We start from the raw sequence: 20,361 nt of genomic DNA, 5'->3' as shown, positions 1-20,361 counted from the left end.
GCGGGTTCCGGACAACTTCAGAGCCCGGAAACCGGTCTGGACCGGATTTTCGACGGAGGAAGACGAACGCCGGGCTCATCCCGAAGGAGGCCCGGCGTTCAGCCCTGCGTCTGAGATCAGCCCGCGCGGCAGGTCAGGCCTGGGCCGGCGGCACGATCATCTTGGCGACGTCGATGTCCTTGTCCAGGAAGCCGAAGTCCTTCATCAGGCGCGGAACCCGCTGCAGGCGCGTGGCGTCGGCGCGCGAGTTGAACTTCAGCAGCGAGATGATCGCGGCCGTTTCCTTGTCGATCTTGGCGAACTCCGGCAGCAGCGGCTCGATCTTGGAGCGGTCCTGCGACTCGGCCACGGCCCGGTCCATCGCGCGCTGGAAGGCGGCCACCGTCTTGGGGTTGTCCTGCACGAACTTGGCGGTCGCGCCGTAGCCGGTCAGCGGCAGGTCCTCCAGCGGGCCGGTGTTGGTGTCGGCCACCGGGACGGCTCCGCTGCTGCGCGCGGCCTGGGTCAGGAACGGCTCGGTCAGGATCGCGGCGTCCACCCGGCTCTGCTGCAGCGCGGCCGGCATGTTGATGAACGGGATGGCGGTGAACTCGGACTTCGAGAAGTCCACGCCGTAGGCCCGCATGGTGGCCTTGACCAGCAGTTCCGAGATGGTCCGCGGACCCGAGATGGCGATCGTCTTGCCCGCCAGGTCCTGCGGCGTGCGCACCCGGGAGTTCGGCGAGGTCATGATCGTGGTCGTGTTCGGCGCGCCCGCACCGCAGTCGGCCACGATCTTGAGGTCGGCCACGCCCCGCGCCTGAGCGGCGAAGAAGGGCACGTAGCTGGCGTAGGTGATGTCGTAGTCGCCGCCGATGGTGCTGGTCAGCGCCGCGCTGCCGTCCGAGGTCGTGACGATCTCGACGTTGAGGCCCTCCTGCTGGAAGATGCCGTTGCGCACGGCCAGGTGCAGCGGGGCGAGGTCGGTGACCGGCATGGCGCCGACCTTGAGGTTCGGCTTCTCGATCTGGCCGTCGCCGCCGCCCGCCGATTCCGAGCCGCCGAGCAGGCCGCAGCCGCTGGCACCCATCAGCGCGCCCGCGGTGGCGGTGCCACCGGCGAGTTTGAGCAGACCTCTCCGCGACATAGCGCGACTGGCCAGGGTCATCGAGTCCTCCTTGCGAAACGCACGACATGGCGCGCCACCGGCGAGAACTCCCCGCCGGTCGGGCGCGGACAACCCCGATCAGGGTCCCGCAGGTGCGTCTGTGCACTGTGGACTTGGCCACGGCGTTCGATGGAGCGCGCCGGTGCGGGCCGGGCGCGAACCCGACTGCCGTGACGGGTGGGGCGCAAAAAGGACTGTAAAGGTTTGAACTATCGGGTTACAACCAGGCGTAACTAACTATGGGTCACACGTTTGGCCCAGCTGTTATCCACGGCACTCTTAAGAGTGATGGACACCCGTATTGGGGGCCTGACTTGTGACGCCGGGTTAAGTATAGTCTCGCCCGTCGAGGTGACCGGCCTCTGCTTCGGGGGAATGCACGTTGTGACCAGGGAGTGTGATGGCAAGCCCGGCTGACAGAGTCGGGGTCTGCGGAAACTCGATCGCCGAGGTGACGTGGACCCGCTCGTGGGTACCCGATGCGGCAGCGTCGGTTCGCGGGCACATTCCCAGCACGATGATCTCCACCGTCACGGCCAGAGAGGGCAGCTAGCCGTGGCGGTTCCGCACATGTCCGCCGCAGCGCAGGAAACAGGGATGCTCAACAACGACCCCGCGACCGCAGCCGGTGCAGCCGATCCGGCTGCCGCCCGGACCAAGAAGTGGTGGCTGCGCAACTGGCGCCTCCGGTACAAGATGGCCGCCGTCCTGCTCGTGCCGACCCTGGCCGCGCTCGGCGTCGGTGGCGTGCGCATCTACGACGGCCTCAGCAGCCAGTCGCAGATGCAGACCATCGTCGACCAGGTCGAGTTGGCGCAGCAGACCTCCAACCTCACCCACGAGCTGCAGCGCGAGCGGGACTTCGCGATCGTGCTCACCACCGCCAACGGCGGCAGCGCGGGCACCGACTACGCGAACCAGAGCAAGCGGGTCGACACCGCCGTCCAGCAGGTGATGGCGTTCGACTCGCAGGTCGGGGGCTTCACCCCCGAGGTCCGCTTCGCCTTCCAGAGCGCCGAGCACCGGCTCGGCAGCCTCGGAGCGCTGCGCGGCACCGTCAACAGCGGCTTCACCAGCCCGCAGACGATGATCGCCTACAACTCGGTGATCGACACGCTGCTGACCATCAACAACCAGGTCGCCAACTCCGCGGCCAACACCGACACCGCGCAGACCGCTCGCGCCGCCGACTCCCTCGGCCAGGCCAAGGAGCAGCTCGCGCGGCAGCGCTCCATCCTGCTCAGCGCCGCGCTGCGCGATGAGTTCCTGACCGGTCAGCCCGACGAGATGCGCGCCGCCAACGCCCGCTACGAGGCCGCCTTCGGCGAGTTCGAGTCCGCGGCCACTCAGGAGCAGCGCGCCCTGTTCGCCGAGCGGGTCGCCGGTGCGGCGATCGACCGCACCGAGCAGATGGAGCAGAGCTCGCTGATCGCCTACGACAACGATCAGCAGAACCAGAACCTCGGCGTCTCCCCGGCCGACTGGGGGCAGGAGTCCGGGCAGCGCACCGACCTCGTCCGCGAGGTCGAGTCCGACGTCCTCGAAGACCTGCACTCCGACGCCACCGCGCTTGCCGACTCGGCCACCTGGACGCTGATCCGCGACTCCGCCCTGGTGGCGCTGCTGCTGATCGTCGCGTTCGGCGTCGCGACCTTCATCGCCCGCTCGATGCTGCGGCCGCTGCGCACGCTGCGCTACAACGCGCTGGAGATCGCGCAGAAGAGCCTGCCGGACGCGATCAACCGGGTCACCGAGAACCCGGGCGCCTCGCACCAGACCACGGTCCCGACCGTGCCGGTCTACACCGACGAGGAGATCGGGCAGGTCGCCCGCACCTTCGACGCGGTGCACCAGCAGGCGCTGCGACTGGCCGTCGAGCAGGCCATGCTGCGCAACAACGTCAACGACCTGTTCGTCAACCTCGCCCGCCGGTCGCAGACCCTGGTGCAGCGCCAGCTGGCGCTCATCGACCGCCTGGAGCAGGACGAGCAGGACCCGGACCAGCTGTCCAGCCTCTTCGAGCTGGACCACCTGGCCACCCGCATGCGGCGGAACAACGAGAACCTGCTGATCCTCGGCGGCACCGACCTCACCCGGCGCACCATGCGCCCGGTCCCGCTCACCGAGGTCCTCGGCGCCGCCGTCTCCGAGGTCGAGCAGTACGCCCGGGTCGCAGTGGTCGACGCCCCCGAGCTGGCCCTGCAGGGCCGCGTGGTCAACGACTTCGTGCACCTGGTCGCCGAGCTGCTGGAGAACGCCACGGTGTTCTCCAACCCCGACACCGAGGTCACCGTCCGCACCGCCTACCGCCGCCAGCAGCTGGTCATCGAGATCCGCGACCGCGGCGTGGGCATCGACGCCGGCGAGATCGACGAGATCAACGAGCGGCTCGTGCGGCCGCCGGAGATCGACGTCGCGGTCTCCCGCCGGATGGGTCTGTTCGTGGTCGGTCAGCTGGCCCGCAGGCACAACATCGAGGTCGAGCTCGGCAACAACGAGGGCCTGGAGGGTGGCGTCACCGCGACCGTGCGCCTGTCCGGCGACCTCGTCGTCCAGCTCACCCCGGACGGCCCGGTGCCGATGCCCGACATGCCGCGCACCCCGCAGCCGGAGGAGCGCGGGCCCGGCGAGACCGGCACCCAGCTGGGCCTGGCCGCCGCGTTCGGCGGTCGCGCCGCCACCAACGGCCAGCAGCCGGGCCTCGACGCGCCGACCACCCGGGCCGAGCTGCCCAGCCTGAGCGGTTCCGAGCCGCCGACCTCGTTCACCTCGATGAACCAGGCGGCTCGCGACTCCGACAGCTCCATGCCGGGCATCGCCTCGTTCAACGGCCAGGGCTTCAACGGCCACGACGTCAACGGCCACGAGTTCCAGGACCAGGACGACGACTTCGGCGCCGAGCCGCCGCAGTACTCCATCACGACGTCCACCGGCGATTCGTTCGGCGCAACGAGCGTCCCCCGATGGGAGGATGACGACCGGGCGCCCCACGACGACGGTGTCGGGGCGGAAGCCTGGCCGGACATCGACCCGGGCTTCGACGGGCAGTGCGGTGCACCGTCGGAGACCTCGTCGACCGACCTGTTCCACAGCCCGTTCGAGGCGGAGAAGACCAAGAACTTCGCCCCGTCGCAGCCCTTCGGCTCCGATGAGGACCGCAACGGCTTCAGCGGTGGTGGCCTGAACGGGAGCGAGCACGACAGCGGCTCGCTCAACGGCGGCTCCCTGAGCGGAAGCAGCCTGAACGGCGGTGGAATCGGCGCGGCCTTCGGCGGCGGTCACGAGGGCGCCCCAGGAAACGAAAGCCGGCCGGAGCCGGCGTCGGAGTCCTGGGAGTCCGAGAACGCATCCGTGCGAGGCACTTCCGGTCCGGACACCCCGGGCTTCGACGGCGGGTCGACGGCTTACGCCGACGACGAGCCGAGGGAGTCCTGGGACATGGACGATGCGCCTACCCAACGCCTGCCGATCTACGAAGCCGTGCTCTCGCAGTGGTTCCGCGAGTCCGATGTGGAGGACTCGACCGCCGCTGCCGACCCCAAGCCCGCCGATCCGGCAGCCGCCGCGCCCTCGACCCCGTCGAGCCCCGCGTCGGAGCCGGTGGTCGACGAAGTTCCGCGCACCACCACGCCCGACCCGGGCTGGGGACAAGCGGATGTCGGTTGGAAAGCCGCCGAGGCCCTCCTGCAGACCCCCGAGGTCCAGGAGACGACCGCGGCCGGACTTCCCAAGCGGGTGCCCAAGACCAACCTCGTGCCCGGCTCGGCAGCGCCCCGCACCCCGCAGACCCCTCGCCGCAAGCCCGCCGCCCCGCGTTCGGCTGACGCCGTTCGCGGACGCATGGCGAACTTCCAGCAGGGCGTCCACAAGGGCAGGCACGCCAAGTCCGAACCGGTTTCCACCGAACTTCCCCGCTCGAATCCGAGCCGTCCCGAGGAGCAGGAGTGAACGGGTCCGTGCAGCAACCGATGAGCAGCAACAGCTTCAGTTGGCTGATCACCGACTTCGTGCGCCGGGTGCCCGGCGTCGCGCACTCGGTGGTCGTGTCCGCGGATGGTCTGCTGCTGGCGGGTTCCCAGGGCTTGCCGCGGGACCGCGCCGAGCAGCTCTCCGCCGTCGCGTCCGGTCTGGTCAGCCTCACCCAAGGCGCCGCGCGCTGCTTCGAAGCAGGCGAGGTGACCCAGACCGTCGTCGAGATGGAGCAGGGCTACCTGTTCCTGATGTCGATCAGCGACGGGTCGTGCCTGGCCGTGCTGGCAGCGCCCAACGCCGACATCGGCCTGGTCGCCTACGAGATGACCCTGCTCGTGGAGCGGGTCGGTCGTCAGCTCACGCCCGAACTGCGCGCGCAGCTGCAGGGCATGGGTCGCCGGTGATTCCGGCTGGGGAGAGCTGAGGGGAGCTGACCATGAACGCCGGTTCCGAACCCAGCTGGGACGGTGACCTGTTCCGCCTCTACAACAAGCGGCTGAGCGCGGAGTCCTGGCAGGACGACTTCGTCGACGACGCGCCCTCCGGGCAGGGGGGCGACGCCATCGGCGGGTACGACCGCGCGCTGTTCGGGGGACCGGGTGCCGACCTGTTCGGGTCGGGCGGGTACGGCGACTCCTCTGGCGGGCAGAGCGCCCAGGCTTCCTACGACGGCCAGTCTTCCCAAGACGGCCGGGCTTCCCAAGACGGCCGGGCTTCCCAAGACGGCCAGCCCCGGGACCCTCGCGGACCCCAGGGCAACTGGGCGCCGCAGGACAGCTGGGGCTCCCAGGACGGTTGGGGTTCGCAGGACTGGGGTTCCCAGGGCGGCGCCCCGACCCCGCGTCCCCGCTCGGACGGTGGTCCGCCGTCGGTGTCGATGCCGTCCATCTCGCAGTCGATGTCACCGATTTCCCAGTCCATGCCGTCGATTTCCGGCTCGATGCCGGCGATCCCGGCGATGGACGAGATGGAAGCCGAGGACAGCGGCGGTTCACTCGTTCGGCCGTACGCCCGCACTCGGGGGCGCACCCGCACCGATTATGATCTTGCTATCGAGACGTTGGTAAGCACCAGCGAACGAGGTCGCAACCAGGCGACCCAATCCCGGCCCGAGCACCGCTCGATCTCCGAGCTGTGCCTGGAGGCCCGCTCGGTCGCCGAGGTCGCCGCGCACATGCGGCTGCCGCTCGGCGTGGTGCGGGTCCTGATCGGCGACATGGCCGACACCGGGCTGGTTCTGATTCATGACAGTGGCATGGTCGTCGGTGATCGGCCGTCCATGGAGTTCTTGGAGAGGGTGCTCAGTGGGCTTCGCAGGCTCTGATCCCCGGTCGCAGCAACCGAGCAACCAGAAGACCTCGACGAAGATCGTGGTCGCCGGTGGTTTCGGTGTCGGGAAGACGACGTTCGTCGGTTCGGTCTCGGAGATCGTTCCGCTGACCACCGAAGCGGTCATGACCGAGGCCAGCGTCGGCGTCGACGACCTCACGGCCACGCCGGGCAAGGTCACCACGACCGTCGCGATGGACTTCGGCCGGGTTTCGCTCGACCAGGACCTGATCCTGTACCTGTTCGGCACGCCCGGCCAGCACCGGTTCTGGTTCATGTGGGACGACCTGGTGCGCGGCGCGATCGGCGCCGTCGTCCTGGTCGACACCCGGCGGCTCGCGGACGCTTTCGCCTCGATCGACTTCTTCGACGACCGGGGTCTGCCCTACATCGTCGCCGTCAACACCTTCGACGGGGTCACGCACCACCGCATGGAGGACGTCCGCGAGGCCCTGACCATCGCGGAGACCGTCCCGATGATCACGGTCGACGCCCGCGACCGGGAATCGACCAAGACGGCCCTGATCACGCTGGTCCAGCACGCGATGCGCCAGCGCCTGGCCACCCAGTCCTGACCTGGGGCTTGTTGACAGGTTCCCCCAGAGGAGACAACACGGCGGTGCGGGCTGAGTCCCACACCTGGAGCAGCGGCTTCGCCGCCCTTCACACAGCTCTGAGCCGGGGTCCGTACCGCGCCAGGTCAGTCCTCGACGAGGGCTACCGACGTGATGCGGTGCAGCGGGAAGCTGCCGAGCTCGTCGTTCGCCGCGTCGACGCCCCGCAGGATCCCGCCGCCGACGCTGACCGGGCGCACCACGTGCTGGCTGCGCACCCCGTGGGTGTCCACGAAACCCAGCCACACGCTGCGGTCGTCGGCCGCCGCGTCGCGCAGCAGCGCCAGCGTCGCCTCCGCGCTCGGGCGCCCGCGCTCCGGGATCACGGCCCGGCCCAGGCGGGCCGACCCCGCGATGTCGTTGGCGCGCAGCTGCGTGACCATCGCCTGCAGCTGCTCCGCGCCGGGCACCGGCGGCCCGTAGGCGGGGCGCTGCCGGGTCTTGCCGCGGGTGCGGCGACCGCTCGCCCGCAGGTCCAGCACGGTGCCGTCGGGTCCTTCCGCGACCGGCGCGAACCCGGCCGCCCGCAGCCCGTCCACCAGGTCGGCCAGCGGGAGCGGGCTGATCAGCACGGTCGGCGCGATCCGCCGCAGCTCCAGCTCCTCCGCCGACGGCGTCGCCAGCACCTCGGCCAGCACCACCGGATCGTCGCAGCGCAGGAAGGCCGACGCGGTCCCGGCGCGGAGCTTGCCGTGGCGGCGGGCGACGTCGTCGATCAGGTAGGTCAGGCCCTGCGGGATGGGCGTCTTGGACCGGTCCCGGAACAGGGCGTGCAGGTCGTCGGCGGTGTGCCCGGCGTCCAGGGCGCGGCGGACGCTGCCCTCGCTCACCCGGTAGACGGTGGCGCTGCCCGCCGACTCCACGTCGGCGACCAGCTTCATCTCCGTCGCCAGGTCGGGCTCCAGGCGTCCCGGGGCGACGATCGTCAGGTCCGCCTGCACCAGCACGTGGTCCAGCGGCTCCGGCAGCACCTCGCCGAGCCGGTGCGCGGCCTCGGCCGGGCCGTCGAACAGCAGCGCGCGACCGGCGGTGGTCATCGCGTCCAGCGCGACGATCCCCAGCGCGGTGGCCTCCGACAGCGTCCAGCGCACCAGGTCGTCGCGCAGCCGGCCCGCGTGCCGGGGCGCGCGCCAGGCCAGCACGGTGGCCACGTCGTCCGGGCGGGCACCGCAGCCGCCGGGCAGCTCGTCGAGGTAGTCGAGGACGCGGCGGCGGTCCTTCGGCGCCAGCGGGCGGCTGAGCTCGTCCGACAGCGGCCCGATCAACCGGTCCTTCTCGTCGCGGGCCCCGGTCAGCCCCGGCAGCCGGGGCAGGTCCAGCCACGCGGCGGCCAGCGCCGCCCAGCGCTGCTCGACGGGGGAGGCCAGCCAGGTGTCGGAGGAGATCGTCGGCAGCCAGCGCGGCTCGGCGTCCTCGGTGCGGTCCAGCAGACCGGCGGCGACGGCCACCTCCACCAGCAGCGACATGTGCTGCTCGTCGACCTCGACGGTCTTGGCGGTCCGGCGCACGTCGCGGATGCCGACACCGCCCGAGCGCAGCACGTCCGGCGGGTCGGCCTCCCACGCGTGCAGCAGCTCCTCGACGTGCCGCAGCAGCTCCAGCGCGGCGCCGCCCGCGGTCGAGTCCACCCGCTCCCGATCGGTCTGCGTCAGCTCCGGGGCCGGTTCCTCGGGCTCGACCCGGCCCATCGGGTGGTCGCCGCGCACGGCGAGCGCCAGCTGGCGGGGGAGCTCCACGGTCTCGGTGTCGCGGCGCAGCAGCAGGCCCTTGGCCAGCAGCCGCTGGATCGGGTTGGCCGCCTTCTCCAGCGGGACGTGCGCGGAGGCGTCCTTGGTGCGGCCGACGGGGGAGCCGTCGGCGAGCGCGCCGACCAGCCGCCGCTCCTCCTCGTCCAGGTCCGCCAGCGCGGCCTTCGCCGTCACCTCGGTCAGGTCGTCGGCCGGTCGGCCCAGGCCGCCGGGGAACGTCGGCAGCACCTCGCGCGCCGTGCCCGCGATCTCCAGCGCTTCGTCGTCACCCCACACCAGGGCGAGGTCGCGCAGCGCGGTCACGGTCCGCCGGACCCGCTGCACGGTGACGTCCGAACCCAGCAGCTGCGCCACCGCGTCGAGGGAGGCGGGCTGCTGGTCGGCGTCGAGCAGCACCAGCGCCTCCATCGCGCTCAGCGCGAAGGAGTCCAGCTCCTCGCAGGCGCGCGCCACCGACGATCGCTGCGCGACCCGGGAGCCCAGCACGGACAGGTCGGCGGGCGGCGGCGTCGCCAGATCCGGGCGCGCGCGCAGCAGCGCGACGAGCTGCTCGTCGCTGCGGTCCCGGAGCCACATTCCCACTGGAGACATCGCGTCCACGATACCCAGGACTCGTCCCCGACTCCCCGCACTCGCCCTCACCACCCCACCCGCCCACCGGCAGGTTTCACGATTTCAATGGAAGTCAGGGGGCCGGGTTCCATTGAGATCGGACCCCTGAGTTCCATTGAAATCCGGTCACCCCGGGTTCTGCGGTGACCTGTCCCTGCGCAGTGGCGGGGGAGGATCGGCGCGAGCTGGGCCACCCTTGGGTGAGTTCGATCGCGTCGATCCGGCAGACTGGGATTACCCGTAGCCGGAATGTGCAGGAGGAATGACGTGGCCGGCAAGACGAAGAAGGACCGCATCGACCCGAGCTGGCCGCAGGGCGACCACGCGGTCAGCGAGCTGGTGGCCGACAAGCAGGGCGCGCTGTCGCCGTTCGGGGACACGACGTTCCCGCTCAACGAGGACGTGGTCCCGTACGAGCACCCGGTCACCGTCATCAACAAGTGACACCCGGCGGCCGGACCGGCTTCGCGCCGGTTCGGCTGTTTCGTCCCCCCGCCGAACGCGCCCTGTCAAGGCTGACCGGTGAGTAGCGGACCGGATCTAGCTCACAGTCGAAAAAGTTTTAGGCTTTTTCGTGCTGGGTGAAGTTCCGGCCGCTTAGCGGGATCGAGGGGCTTGCGTCCTGGGCAGTTGATCTGCTGCGAGGGCGCTGGAGAACGGCACCCACGTCCATAGCCGTTCGCTCGACAGGGGTGTGCCAATGCCGGTTCCAGGTCCTGGGTACTCGATCACCGTTCGCGTCGAGGCGCCGCCGTCGACGACCGCCGCCGGTGACCTGACCAGCGCGATCGGTCGAGCGGGCGGGGTGATCACGGCGTTCGACGTCGTCGAGTCGCACGCCGACCGCATCGTCGTCGACATCACCTGCAACGCGCAGTCCGCCGACCACGCAGGCGAGGTCACCGAGATCCTCGAGGCGCTGCCGGGGGTCCGCGTCCGCAAGGTCTCCGACCGGACCTTCCTGGTCCACCTCGGCGGCAAGATCGAGGTCAACTCCCGCGTCGCCCTCGCCAACCGGGACGACCTCTCCCGCGCCTACACGCCCGGCGTCGCCCGCGTGTGCACCGCGATCGCCGAGAACCCCGACGACGCCCGCCGCCTGACCATCAAGCGCAACGCGGTCGCCGTGGTCACCGACGGCTCGGCCGTGCTCGGCCTGGGCAACATCGGCCCCGAGGCCTCGATGCCGGTCATGGAGGGCAAGGCGGCGCTGTTCAAGAAGTTCGCCGGCGTCAACGCCTGGCCGGTGTGCCTGGACACCCAGGACACCGAGGAGATCATCCGCGCCGTCGAGCTCATCGCCCCGGTCTACGGCGGCATCAACCTGGAGGACATCGCCGCGCCGCGCTGCTTCGAGATCGAGGCCCGGCTGCGCGAGAAGCTCAACATCCCCGTCTTCCACGACGACCAGCACGGCACCGCCATCGTCGTGCTCGGAGCCCTGCGCAACGCGCTGCGCGTGGTGGAGAAGGACATCTCCGACTGCCGCATCGTGGTCTGCGGCGTCGGTGCCGCGGGCTCGGCGATCATCCGCCTGCTGCAGAAGAAGAAGCCCGCCGACATCATCGCCGTCGACATCAACGGCATCGTGCACACCGGGCGCGGCGACACCGACGAGAACCTGCGGAACATCGCCGCCACCACCAACACCGAGGGCCGCACCGGCACGCTGTCCGACGCGGTGCGCGAGGCGGACGTGTTCATCGGCGTCTCGGCGCCGAACCTGCTCTCCGCCGACGACGTGGCCACGATGAACTCGGACGCGATCGTGTTCGCGCTGGCGAACCCGGACCCGGAGATCGACCCGCTGGAGGCCCAGCAGCACGCCACCATCGTGGCCACCGGGCGCAGCGACTACCCGAACCAGATCAACAACGTGCTGGCGTTCCCCGGCGTCTTCCGCGGTCTGCTCGACGCGCACGCCCACGAGATCACCGACGACATGATGCTCGCGGCCTCCAACGCCATCGCCGACGTCGTCGACGGCGAGCGCCTCAACGCCTCCTTCATCGTCCCCAGCGTCTTCGACAGCGCGGTCGCCCCGGCGGTCGCGGACGCCGTCAAGAAGGCGGCCCTCGCCGCCAAGCCAGCCGAAACCACCTCCCGAGGAGGCTCCTCCCTCCCCTGGAGCATGGCCGAAGACCTCGACTTCTGACCCCTCCCACCACCGCGTCGAAGACCCCGGCATCCATCGCGTCGAGAACCCGGTTCTCGCGCGACGAACGCCGGGGTTTTCGACGTCGCCTGCACTCGGTCGGGGGATGCGGGTCCTCTAGGCTCGGGGGCATGGCGCAGGAGGAGCTCACGCACGTGGACGCGGCCGGGGCCGCGCGCATGGTCGACGTGTCCGAGAAGGACGCCACCGCCCGCAGGGCAGTGGCCAGCGGGGTCGTGCGCACGACCGCCGAGGTGATCGCGCTGCTGCGCCGCGACGGGCTGCCCAAGGGCGACGCCATCGCCACCGCGCGGCTCGCCGGGATCATGGGCGCCAAGCGCACCCCCGATCTCATCCCGCTGTGCCACCCCATCGCGATCTCCGGCGCCAAGGTCGAGCTCGAACTCGGCGACACCGACGTCCGGATCACCGCCGCGGTCAAGACGACCGATCGCACCGGCGTCGAGATGGAGGCGCTGACCGCGGTCGCCGTCGCCGGGCTCGCGCTGCACGACATGATCAAGGCCGTCGACCCCGGCGCCGTCCTCGACCAGGTCCAGGTCGAGCGCAAGGAGGGCGGCAAGACCGGCCTCTGGGAGCGCGAAGCGGACTAGGAATGGTTCGCGGTTGATTTGCGTGGCGGTGCCAGTGGCAGAACCTGCGGCGGTGCGGGCTGAGCCCCACACCTGGAGCAGCGGCTCCGCCGCCTTTCGCAGCAGGGACTAATCAGTCACTGGTCGTCGTTGCACCAGGACCGGGAAAACCACGGGAGGTCTCCATGACGAGGACCGCGCGAGTCGTCGCCGCGTCCAACCGCGCCGCAGCCGGGATCTACGAGGACCGCACCGGTCCCGTGATCGTCCAGTGGCTGCGCGACCGGGGCTACGACACTCCCGACCCGTTCGTGGTCCCCGACGGCGATCCGGTCGGCGACCAGCTGCGCACCGCCGTGAACGGCGGCGTCGACGTCGTCATCACCACCGGCGGCACCGGCATCAACCCCACCGACCGCACCCCCGAGGTCACCGCCGGAGTCCTCGACCACCAGGTCCCCGGGCTCGCCGACGCCATCCGCGCCGCCGGACTGCCCGAGGTCCCCACCGCCGTGCTCTCCCGCGGCCTCGCAGGCGTCAGCGGTCGCACCCTGATCGTGAACCTCCCCGGCTCCACCGGCGGCGTCAAGGACGGTCTCGGCGTGCTCGGAGGCGTCCTCGACCACGCCGTCGACCAGCTCCACGGCGGCGACCACCCCGGCTCCGGCACCGCGTCCACCCACCCCGGGGCCGCCCGCACCGCGGCCGACGTCCTCCGGGCCGACGTCGTCGACGAGGCCATCGACGTCGAGGCCCTCGCCAGGCTCGTCGAGCACAACGCCGCCGGGGCCGTCGTGACCTTCAACGGGGTCGTCCGCGACCACGACGGCGGACGCGGCGTCCTCGAACTCGAGTACACCGGGCACCCCATCGCCCAGGACGTCATCCAGGAAGTCGCTGCCGACATCGCCGGGCGGTTCGAGGGCGTTCGGGCCATCGCCACGTCGCACCGGATCGGGATGCTCAAGATCGGGGATGTGGCGCTCGGGTGCGCCGTCGCCGCCGAGCACCGGAAGCAGGCCTTCAACGCCTGCTCCGAGCTCGTCGACGAGGTGAAGCGGCGGCTGCCCATCTGGAAGCGGCAGGTCTTCGACGACAACTCCGAGGAATGGGTCAACTGCCCCTAGGGGTTTCCGTTGCCGTCCCTGCCTCGTCGTTGCTGGTAATTCGGACTTCCGTCTGCACGAGAAGAACCCCTCCACCGCGTTGGGGGCGTTGCGGTGGAGGGGTTCTCCTGGCGAAGCACGTGCTGTGTCGGGGGAGACGGCGCGTGCTTCTCTTGCCGGTCGGCGTTGGGGGATGCCTGACCGCGCAGTCTTACTTCACGTCGAGCTTCTGACCCGGGAAGATGAGGTTCGGGTCGCTGATGACGCTGGAGTTCTTGCTCGCGATGTCCTGGTAGTTCACGCCGAACTGCTGCGCGATCTTGCCCAGGGTGTCGCCCACCTTCACGGTGTAGTCCGCGCCGTCCGCCTTGACCGTCGACTTGGTCGTCGTCGTGGTGGTCTTCTTCTTCGGCGTGGACTCGGTCTTGGTGCTCGACTTGGTCGAGCCGCTGGTCCAGTTCAGCTTCGCGCTGCAGCCCGGCCACGCGTTCTTGCCCTGCGAGGCCAGAACCTTCTCCGCGACCTCGATCTGCTGCTCGCGGGTGGCGTTGTGGGCGCTGCTGGCGTACTGGCTGCCGCCGTAAGCGGCCCAGGTCGACGGGGTGAACTGGAGGCCGCCGTAGAAGCCGTTGCCGGTGTTGGCGCTCCAGTTACCGCTGCTCTCGCACTGCGCGAGGGTGTCCCAGTCCGCTGCGTTGGCGGGTGCGGCGATCGCGATCGGGGTGGCGACCACAGCGCCGGCAACGGCGATCCGGGCGAAGTTGCGCTTGGTACTCGAAGGCTTGCGGTGCTTGCCCATGTCCCTCTCTCCAGCCGCGCCTCGGGTCGAACCCTCGTCTGGCTCCTTCGGGTGGAGCCGGGTCCGTGCCCGCCGGTCTCGGGGGAGCCGGCGGCATCTCGGAGCTTTCGGGGAGCCCTGAGATGTCCCTCGTTCCTGTCCGGTTCGTTTTCGTTTTCGGGGTGAGGGCCCGCTGGACAGGCTCGGCGCCACGGGCTCTCGGGTTCCTTGCTGATCGGTTCGGGGCCGACCGAGGAGCGACACTACGTAACCAATCCGAAGATCGGAAATCTTCTACCATGTGACGCTGGTCACAGTAACACCGGCCGAAGGGGTGGCGATCCCGATCATTTTGCCTGATCAGAGCGTCGTTATCGGACCGTTTCCGGGCTGATATCGATCACCGTAAGTGAGGCTTGGGTCACCTCGATGCTCCCACTGGGGAACCCCCGTCACGCCGTCACCAACCGTCGAGCGCCCGTGGGCCACCCCGGGTCGTGGGGGACACGGGTGGCAGAGCGCCAACGCGATGCGTGTTCACATTCTGACGGACCGTGAGTGGTCTAGTCGCTGGATCGGGTGGCGTTCAAGCGGTCGGGCGGGGGCTCCGGAGAGCGCCCCGCGGACCAAGATCGAATGAGGGAAGAATCAACCGGAAAGTCACCCGGACGAGGCTGTACGACACGCCAGGGCATGTTGTATTCGCGCGCACCCGCACGCGCGCAGAAGAAACAGTGCGCGGGGGGTTCAGCCGCCCGCGAACGGCGGCAGGACGTCCAGCGTGGCGTCAGCGGGAATCAGCGTGCCGCGGTCCCGCACGGCCACGCCGTCCAGCAGGAAGCTGCACGCCGGCATCACCTTGGCGAGCTTCTCGTCGTGCTGGTTCAGCGCCGCCGCGATGGCGTCGGAGACGGTCGGCGCCGCGCCCGCCGGGCGGGCCAGCAGCAGCGTCTCCTCGGGGACGCCGGCCGCCGCGCGGGCGCCGGCGAAATAGCGGACCTGCACCGAGACGGCGCCCTCCGCCGGACCGGTGCTCTGCTCCGACACCGCGGTCATCTCCGCTAACCCCCGATTGCGCTCATCGGCCTGGATGGTTGGGCGAACTCGCCGGAGTCCATCCCGTGCCCGGCGGCCTTGGCCCACATCTCGCCCTGCCACAGCCGGATCAGCTCGGCGTCGGTGGCCCCTTCGCGCATGGGTCCGCGCAGGTCCGTCTCCGTCGTCGAGAACAGGCACGAGCGTAGCTGCCCGTCGGCGGTCAACCGCGTGCGGTCGCACGCCGCGCAGAACGGCCTCGTCACCGAGGCGATCACGCCCACCGTGGCCGGGCCGCCGTCGACCAGCCAGCGCTCGGCCGGGGCCGACCCGCGCTCGGCGACGTCCGGGGTCAGCGTGAAGTCCCTGCTCAGCATCTCCAGGATCTCGTCGGCGGTGATCATCGCGCCGCGGTCCCACTCGTGCTGGGCGTCCAGCGGCATCTGCTCGATGAACCGCAGCTGGTACCCGCGCTCGATGCAGTAGCGCAGCAGGTCCGGGGCCTCGTGCTCGTTGACGCCGCGCATCAGCACCGCGTTGACCTTGACCGGTTCGAGCTTCATCGTCTTGGCCGCCGCGAGCCCGTCGAGCACGTCCTGCATCCGGTCGCGCCTGGTCAGCTCCTTGAACACCGCTCGGTCCAGGGTGTCCAGCGAGACGTTGACCCGGTTCAGCCCGGCCGTCACCAACTTCTCGGCGAACCCGCCGAGGTTGATGCCGTTGGTGGTCAGCGAGGTCGTGGGCCTGCTCGGCAGCGACGAGGTCGCCGCGATGACGTCGACCAGGTCCTGGCGCAACAGCGGCTCACCACCGGTGAAGCGCACCGTGGTCACGCCCAGCTCCTCGACCGCGATCCGGATCAGCCGGATCATCTCGTCGGTGTCGAGCATCTCGTCGCGCTTGAGCCACGGCAGCCCCTCGGCGGGCATGCAGTAGGTGCAGCGCAGGTTGCACTTGTCGATCAGGGAGACGCGCAGATCCGTCGCCACCCGGCCGAAGCGGTCCACCAGTTCCGGAGTGTCCGGCCGTTCGGAGGAGTCGGTCGAGCGGCGCACGAGCGGGATTCCCAAGTCCACCGCGTTCACAACTCGACCCTATCTCCTCGCACCGACGATTTTCGATCGCGCGCGAGGATTCGAGCCCGCCAAGAGCGCTGGTCAACAGGGGTGCGGCGGAGGTTAACGATCCGAGTTCGCGGGTCGAGAGGGCCTAGTTTCGCCGTATCTGCGGAAGTATCGTCGTGCGCGTGCCGCACTATCGGATCGCAGAATCAGCCTCGCTGCTCGGCGTCAGCGACGACACCGTTCGCCGCTGGGTCGACGGCGGGCAGTTGCCCGCGGAGCGCGACTCGGCCGGACGGCTGGTCGTCGACGGAGCCGCGCTCGCCGAGTTCACCCGCGACCAGGCCCGGTCCGCGCCGGACCCGTCGGCCGTCGGGCGCTCGGCGCGCAACCGCTGGGTGGGGCTGGTGACCGAGATCGTCTCGGACAAGGTGATGTCGCAGGTGGAGATCCAGTGCGGTCCGCACCGGGTGGTGTCGCTGATGAGCACCGAGGCGGTCCGCGAACTCGGGCTGGTGCCCGGGTCGCTCGCGGTGGCCGTGGTCAAGTCGACCAACGTCGTGGTGGAGACACCGGGAGAGGGCTGAATGTCGAAGCTCAAGATGATCGCGGGCGGGATGCTCGCGCTGACCCTGCTGGCGGGTTGCGGGCAGGCCCAGCCAGGCCAGGAGGTGCAGCCAGGCCAGGCACCCGCGGAGCGGAAGACGGTCACCGTGCTGGCCGCGGCGTCGCTGACCGAGTCCTTCGACGAGTTGGGGAAGCGGTTCACCGCCGAGCACCCGGACGTCGAGGTGCGGTTCGACTACCAGGGCTCCTCGACGCTCGCGGAGCAGATCAAGCAGGGCCGCCCGGGCGACGTGTTCGCCTCCGCCGACGACAAGAACATGGCCAAGGTCGCCGATCTCGTCTCGTCGCCGCAGACCTTCGCCACCAATCGGCTGACCCTGGTCGTGCCTCCCGGCAACCCCGGCCACGTGACCTCGCTGCACGACCTCGGCGGCAAGAAGCTGGTCGTCTGCGCACCTCAGGTGCCGTGCGGCGCGGCGACGCAGAAGGTCGCCCGGGCCGCCGGGGTCGGGTTGCAGCCGGTCAGCGAGGAGAACGACGTCAAGCAGGTGCTGCAGAAGGTCGTCGCGGGCGAGGCCGATGCCGGTCTGGTCTACGTCACCGACGCCGAGGCGGCGGGGGACCAGGTGCAGGTGATCGACTTCCCGGAGTCGCCGCAGGTCGTCAACAGCTACCCGATCGCCACCGTCAAGGACTCGCAGCAGCCGCAGGCCGCCGACGAGTTCGTGTCGTTCGTGCGCGGTCCGGTCGGCCACGAGGTCCTCGGCGCGCACGGCTTCGACGTTCCGTGATCAGGCGTCATCCGCCGCAGGTGCCCGCCGTGCTGTGGGCGCCTGCGGCGCTCGCGCTGGCGCTGGTGGCGCTGCCGGTGTTCGGCCTGCTCACCCGGGTCGAACCGGCCCGGCTGCCCGCGCTGCTGCTGAGCCCTTCCGCGCTGGACGCGCTGCGGTTGTCGGTGGTCACGGGCCTGATCGCGACCGCGCTGGCCGCCTTGCTCGGGGTGCCGCTGGCGGTCGTGCTGGCCCGCTCCCGGATGCGCGGGCTGCGCGTGGTGCGGGCGCTGGTGCTGCTGCCGCTGGTGCTGCCGCCGGTCGTCGGCGGTCTCGCGCTGCTCTACCTGCTGGGCCGGACCGGGCCGCTCGGCGGCGTGCTGGCGGTGGCCGGGGTCCGGTTGCCCTACACCACCGCGGCGGTCGTGCTGTCGCAGACGTTCGTCGCGATGCCGTTCCTGGTGGTGGGGCTGGAAGGGGCGTTGCGCACCGCGGGGGGCCGCTACGAGCAGGTCGCGGCGACGCTGGGCGCGGGCCCGTGGCTGGCGTTCCGGCGGGTCACGCTGCCGCTGCTGCTGCCCGCGCTCGGGTCGAGCCTGGTGCTGACGTTCGCCCGCGCGCTGGGCGAGTTCGGCGCCACGATCACCTTCGCGGGCAGCTTGCAGGGCAGCACCCGGACCCTGCCGCTGGCCATCTACACCACCGCCCAGTCCGATGTGGACGCTGCGGTGGCGATGTCGTTGTTGCTGGTGGTCGTTGCCCTGCTGGTGATCGTGATCGCCCGCCCGAGAGCTGTGGAGGGACGGTTGTGAGCGGCCTGAGGGTGGACGTCGAGCTGCACCGCGCGGAGTTCTCGCTGCGCGCCGACTTCGAGGTGGCCCCCGGCGAGGTGCTGGCGGTGCTCGGGCACAACGGCGCCGGGAAGTCGACGCTGCTGTCGGTGCTGGCCGGACAGCTGGTGCCGGATCGGGGCGTCGTCGAGCTGGACGGGACGCCGTGGCTGGACACCGAGCGCCGCGTCCACGTCGCCACCCACCGGCGCGGTGTGGGGTTGCTGGCGCAGCAACCGCTGCTGTTCCCGAACCTCACCGCGCGCGACAACGTCGCCTTCGGGCCCCGCGCGGCGGGCGCGAGCAAGGCGCGGGCGAGGGAGATCGCCGAGCACTGGCTGGTCGAGACCGGTGTCGCCGAGCTGGCCGGACGCCGTCCCGCGCGGCTCTCCGGCGGTCAGGCGCAGCGGGTCGCGCTGGCTCGCGCGCTGGCCGGTGACCCCCGGCTGCTCATGCTCGACGAGCCGCTGGCGGCGCTGGACGTCGACGCGGCCCCGGCGATGCGCGGCCTGCTGCACCAGGTGCTGCGCCGCCAGGAAATGCCGACGGTGCTGGTCACCCACGACGTGCTCGACGCCGTGGTGCTGGCCGACCGGCTGCTGGTGTTGCGCGACGGGCGGATCGTCGAGCAGGGCCGGACCAGCGAGGTCCTGTCCCGGCCGCGCGAGGCCTTCACCGCACGCCTGGCCGGGCTCAACCTGCTCGCGGGCACCGCGGTCGACGGGGGAGTGCGGATCGGCGACGAGATCATCAGCGGCCGGGTCGTGGAGGAGCTCGACGTCCGGGAACCGGCCGCGGCGGTGTTCGCCCCGGCGGCGGTGGCCGTGCACCGGGAGCGCCCGCACGGCAGCCCGCGCAACGCGCTGCCGGTCACCGTCGCGGCCCTGGAACCGCGCGGCGACGTCGTCCGGGTGCGCGCTGAGAGCGGTCCCGCCGCCGACGTCACCCCGGCGGCCGTCGCCGAGCTCGGACTTTCCGCAGGTGAGGACGTGTGGTTCGTGATCAAGGCTACCGAGGTGGCCATACACCCCGTTCCCGGAGGATCATCATGGGCGTGACTGAGCCATCCACCTGGACGTACCTGATGGACATGGACGGCGTGCTGGTCCACGAGGAGCACATGGTGCCCGGCGCGGACGAGTTCGTGGCCGCTCTTCGGGAGAACGGCATCCCGTTCATGGTCTTCACCAACAACTCGATCTACACCCCACGGGACCTGCGTGCCCGGCTACTGCGCAGCGGGCTGGACATCCCGGAGGAGGCGATCTGGACGTCCGCGCTGGCCACGGCGCAGTTCCTGGAGCAGCAGCGCCCCGGCGGTTCGGCGTTCGTCGTCGGCGAATCCGGGCTGACCACCGCGCTGCACAACATCGGTTACGTGCTCACCGACCGGGACCCCGACTACGTGATCCTCGGCGAGACGCGCACCTACAGCTTCGAGGCCATCACCAAGGCCATCCGGCTGGTGGAGAACGGTGCCCGGTTCATCGCCACCAACCCGGACGAGAAGGGGCCGAGCCGCGAGGGGACGTTGCCGGCCACCGGTGCCGTCGCCGCGCTGATCGAGCGGGTCACCGGCCGCGCCCCGTACTACGTGGGCAAGCCGAACCCGCTGATGATGCGCTCCGCGCTGCGCCACCTGGGCGTGCACTCGGAGAACACGCTGATGATCGGCGACCGGATGGACACCGACGTCCGCTCCGGCCTGGAGTCGGGGCTGCAGACGATCCTGGTCCTGTCCGGCATCTCCGATCAGGACACGGCGGAGCTGTTCCCGTACCGCCCGACGAAGGTCGTCCGCTCCATCGCCGACCTCCGAGACCACGTCACGGACCCCTTCCAAGCCTGACCCCGCTCGTGGTGGCGAAGTTTTCATGAAAACTTCGCCACCCACGGAACCCGGAGAACGGACAGTTCTCATGAAAACTGTCCCCACCCGACGACCCCACCAGGCGTGACGAGTGCCTTGTGGGGTGTTCGGAGGTGGGGGAAGTTTTCATGAAAACTTCGCCGTCAACATCACGTCTTCGACGGGAATCGTCTT

General features: G+C 70.5%; 18 protein-coding genes. 13 read left to right on the top strand and 5 right to left on the bottom strand.

Annotated elements, in window-relative coordinates; genetic code table 11:
- Positions 1-133: 133 nt before the first annotated feature.
- On the bottom strand, positions 134-1,147 hold the full coding sequence (locus REH65_RS15385) for an ABC transporter substrate-binding protein (protein WP_406692940.1): 1,014 nt from the start codon (positions 1,145-1,147) through the stop codon (positions 134-136).
- A 570-nt stretch (positions 1,148-1,717) separates the two neighbouring features.
- Between REH65_RS15385 and REH65_RS15380 the strand changes: the two genes are divergently transcribed.
- Genes REH65_RS15380 through REH65_RS15365 form a run of 4 tightly spaced genes read left to right on the top strand, consistent with a single transcriptional unit; the run spans position 1,718 to position 7,023 of the window.
- Entirely contained in the window at positions 1,718-5,095 is a 3,378-nt protein-coding gene (locus tag REH65_RS15380; protein ID WP_406692939.1) for a nitrate- and nitrite sensing domain-containing protein, read from the top strand.
- A 20-nt stretch (positions 5,096-5,115) separates the two neighbouring features.
- Positions 5,116-5,523 (top strand): roadblock/LC7 domain-containing protein, encoded by a 408-nt coding sequence (locus tag REH65_RS15375; RefSeq protein WP_175548002.1) that lies wholly within the window; start codon positions 5,116-5,118, stop codon positions 5,521-5,523.
- Positions 5,524-5,555: 32 nt separating this feature from the next.
- Positions 5,556-6,443: a DUF742 domain-containing protein gene (locus REH65_RS15370; RefSeq protein ID WP_406692938.1), complete on the top strand. Its 888-nt coding sequence runs from the start codon at positions 5,556-5,558 to the stop codon at positions 6,441-6,443.
- Positions 6,424-7,023 (top strand): GTP-binding protein, encoded by a 600-nt coding sequence (locus REH65_RS15365; RefSeq protein WP_406692937.1) that lies wholly within the window; start codon positions 6,424-6,426, stop codon positions 7,021-7,023. Before REH65_RS15370 ends, REH65_RS15365 begins: the two co-directional genes overlap by 20 nt.
- 125 nt (positions 7,024-7,148) lie before the next feature.
- Here the strand turns inward: REH65_RS15365 and REH65_RS15360 are convergent, their stop codons facing one another.
- A complete protein-coding gene (locus tag REH65_RS15360) occupies positions 7,149-9,401 on the bottom strand; it encodes a helicase-associated domain-containing protein (protein WP_406692936.1) in 2,253 nt (750 codons plus the stop codon).
- A gap of 270 nt (positions 9,402-9,671) precedes the next feature.
- On the opposite strand from REH65_RS15360, the gene REH65_RS15355 reads away from it, so the two are divergent.
- From REH65_RS15355 to REH65_RS15340, 4 genes are all read left to right on the top strand, one after another.
- Complete coding sequence (locus REH65_RS15355; RefSeq protein ID WP_406692935.1) at positions 9,672-9,866, top strand: hypothetical protein; 195 nt, start codon at positions 9,672-9,674, stop codon at positions 9,864-9,866.
- 256 nt (positions 9,867-10,122) lie between these two features.
- Positions 10,123-11,577 carry an NAD-dependent malic enzyme gene (locus REH65_RS15350; protein WP_406692934.1) on the top strand — a complete coding sequence of 485 codons (1,455 nt, stop codon included), beginning with the start codon at positions 10,123-10,125 and terminating at the stop codon, positions 11,575-11,577.
- A gap of 131 nt (positions 11,578-11,708) precedes the next feature.
- A complete protein-coding gene (gene moaC / locus REH65_RS15345; RefSeq protein WP_281456956.1) occupies positions 11,709-12,191 on the top strand; it encodes a cyclic pyranopterin monophosphate synthase MoaC in 483 nt (160 codons plus the stop codon).
- Positions 12,192-12,355: 164 nt separating this feature from the next.
- Positions 12,356-13,297 carry a molybdenum cofactor biosynthesis protein MoaE gene (locus tag REH65_RS15340; protein WP_406692933.1) on the top strand — a complete coding sequence of 314 codons (942 nt, stop codon included), beginning with the start codon at positions 12,356-12,358 and terminating at the stop codon, positions 13,295-13,297.
- 190 nt (positions 13,298-13,487) lie between these two features.
- Here the strand turns inward: REH65_RS15340 and REH65_RS15335 are convergent, their stop codons facing one another.
- The 3 genes from REH65_RS15335 to moaA all read right to left on the bottom strand — a co-directional run bounded on the left by REH65_RS15335 (position 13,488) and on the right by moaA (position 16,174).
- Positions 13,488-14,075 carry a transglycosylase family protein gene (locus tag REH65_RS15335; protein ID WP_406692932.1) on the bottom strand — a complete coding sequence of 196 codons (588 nt, stop codon included), beginning with the start codon at positions 14,073-14,075 and terminating at the stop codon, positions 13,488-13,490.
- Positions 14,076-14,801: 726 nt separating this feature from the next.
- Complete coding sequence (locus REH65_RS15330; protein WP_406692931.1) at positions 14,802-15,110, bottom strand: MoaD/ThiS family protein; 309 nt, start codon at positions 15,108-15,110, stop codon at positions 14,802-14,804.
- Between the two features lie 5 nt (positions 15,111-15,115).
- Positions 15,116-16,174, bottom strand: a complete 1,059-nt coding sequence (moaA, locus tag REH65_RS15325; protein ID WP_281456952.1) for a GTP 3',8-cyclase MoaA — start codon at positions 16,172-16,174, stop codon at positions 15,116-15,118.
- 161 nt (positions 16,175-16,335) lie between these two features.
- On the opposite strand from moaA, the gene REH65_RS15320 reads away from it, so the two are divergent.
- Genes REH65_RS15320 through REH65_RS15300 form a run of 5 tightly spaced genes read left to right on the top strand, consistent with a single transcriptional unit; the run spans position 16,336 to position 20,166 of the window.
- Positions 16,336-16,737 (top strand): molybdopterin-binding protein, encoded by a 402-nt coding sequence (locus REH65_RS15320; protein WP_281456951.1) that lies wholly within the window; start codon positions 16,336-16,338, stop codon positions 16,735-16,737.
- Complete coding sequence (modA, locus tag REH65_RS15315; protein ID WP_406692930.1) at positions 16,738-17,508, top strand: molybdate ABC transporter substrate-binding protein; 771 nt, start codon at positions 16,738-16,740, stop codon at positions 17,506-17,508.
- A gap of 20 nt (positions 17,509-17,528) precedes the next feature.
- Positions 17,529-18,299, top strand: coding sequence for an ABC transporter permease (locus REH65_RS15310; protein ID WP_406692929.1), 771 nt, complete (start codon positions 17,529-17,531; stop codon positions 18,297-18,299).
- Entirely contained in the window at positions 18,296-19,375 is a 1,080-nt protein-coding gene (locus REH65_RS15305; protein ID WP_406692928.1) for a sulfate/molybdate ABC transporter ATP-binding protein, read from the top strand. The genes REH65_RS15310 and REH65_RS15305 overlap by 4 nt, the downstream gene beginning before the upstream one ends.
- On the top strand, positions 19,366-20,166 hold the full coding sequence (locus REH65_RS15300) for an HAD-IIA family hydrolase (protein ID WP_281456947.1): 801 nt from the start codon (positions 19,366-19,368) through the stop codon (positions 20,164-20,166). Before REH65_RS15305 ends, REH65_RS15300 begins: the two co-directional genes overlap by 10 nt.
- Positions 20,167-20,361 lie beyond the last annotated feature (195 nt).

Origin of the sequence: Saccharopolyspora sp. ID03-671 (genome assembly GCF_045278815.1) — a bacterium.
Lineage (GTDB): Bacteria > Actinomycetota > Actinomycetes > Mycobacteriales > Pseudonocardiaceae > Saccharopolyspora > Saccharopolyspora ipomoeae.
Note: the sequence above shows the minus strand (reverse complement) of the source record. Positions and strands in the feature narration are given on the sequence as shown.

Coding starts and splice junctions, on each gene's coding strand:
- REH65_RS15360 (WP_406692936.1), bottom strand. CDS start 9,401: ATGTCTCCAGTGGGAATGTGGCTCCGGGACCGCAGCGACGAGCAGCTC.
- REH65_RS15375 (WP_175548002.1), top strand. CDS start 5,116: ATGAGCAGCAACAGCTTCAGTTGGCTGATCACCGACTTCGTGCGCCGG.
- REH65_RS15300 (WP_281456947.1), top strand. CDS start 19,366: ATGGGCGTGACTGAGCCATCCACCTGGACGTACCTGATGGACATGGAC.
- REH65_RS15380 (WP_406692939.1), top strand. CDS start 1,718: ATGTCCGCCGCAGCGCAGGAAACAGGGATGCTCAACAACGACCCCGCG.
- REH65_RS15385 (WP_406692940.1), bottom strand. CDS start 1,147: ATGACCCTGGCCAGTCGCGCTATGTCGCGGAGAGGTCTGCTCAAACTC.
- REH65_RS15370 (WP_406692938.1), top strand. CDS start 5,556: ATGAACGCCGGTTCCGAACCCAGCTGGGACGGTGACCTGTTCCGCCTC.
- REH65_RS15330 (WP_406692931.1), bottom strand. CDS start 15,110: ATGACCGCGGTGTCGGAGCAGAGCACCGGTCCGGCGGAGGGCGCCGTC.
- moaC (WP_281456956.1), top strand. CDS start 11,709: ATGGCGCAGGAGGAGCTCACGCACGTGGACGCGGCCGGGGCCGCGCGC.
- REH65_RS15340 (WP_406692933.1), top strand. CDS start 12,356: ATGACGAGGACCGCGCGAGTCGTCGCCGCGTCCAACCGCGCCGCAGCC.
- modA (WP_406692930.1), top strand. CDS start 16,738: ATGTCGAAGCTCAAGATGATCGCGGGCGGGATGCTCGCGCTGACCCTG.
- REH65_RS15335 (WP_406692932.1), bottom strand. CDS start 14,075: ATGGGCAAGCACCGCAAGCCTTCGAGTACCAAGCGCAACTTCGCCCGG.
- REH65_RS15350 (WP_406692934.1), top strand. CDS start 10,123: ATGCCGGTTCCAGGTCCTGGGTACTCGATCACCGTTCGCGTCGAGGCG.
- REH65_RS15355 (WP_406692935.1), top strand. CDS start 9,672: ATGTGCAGGAGGAATGACGTGGCCGGCAAGACGAAGAAGGACCGCATC.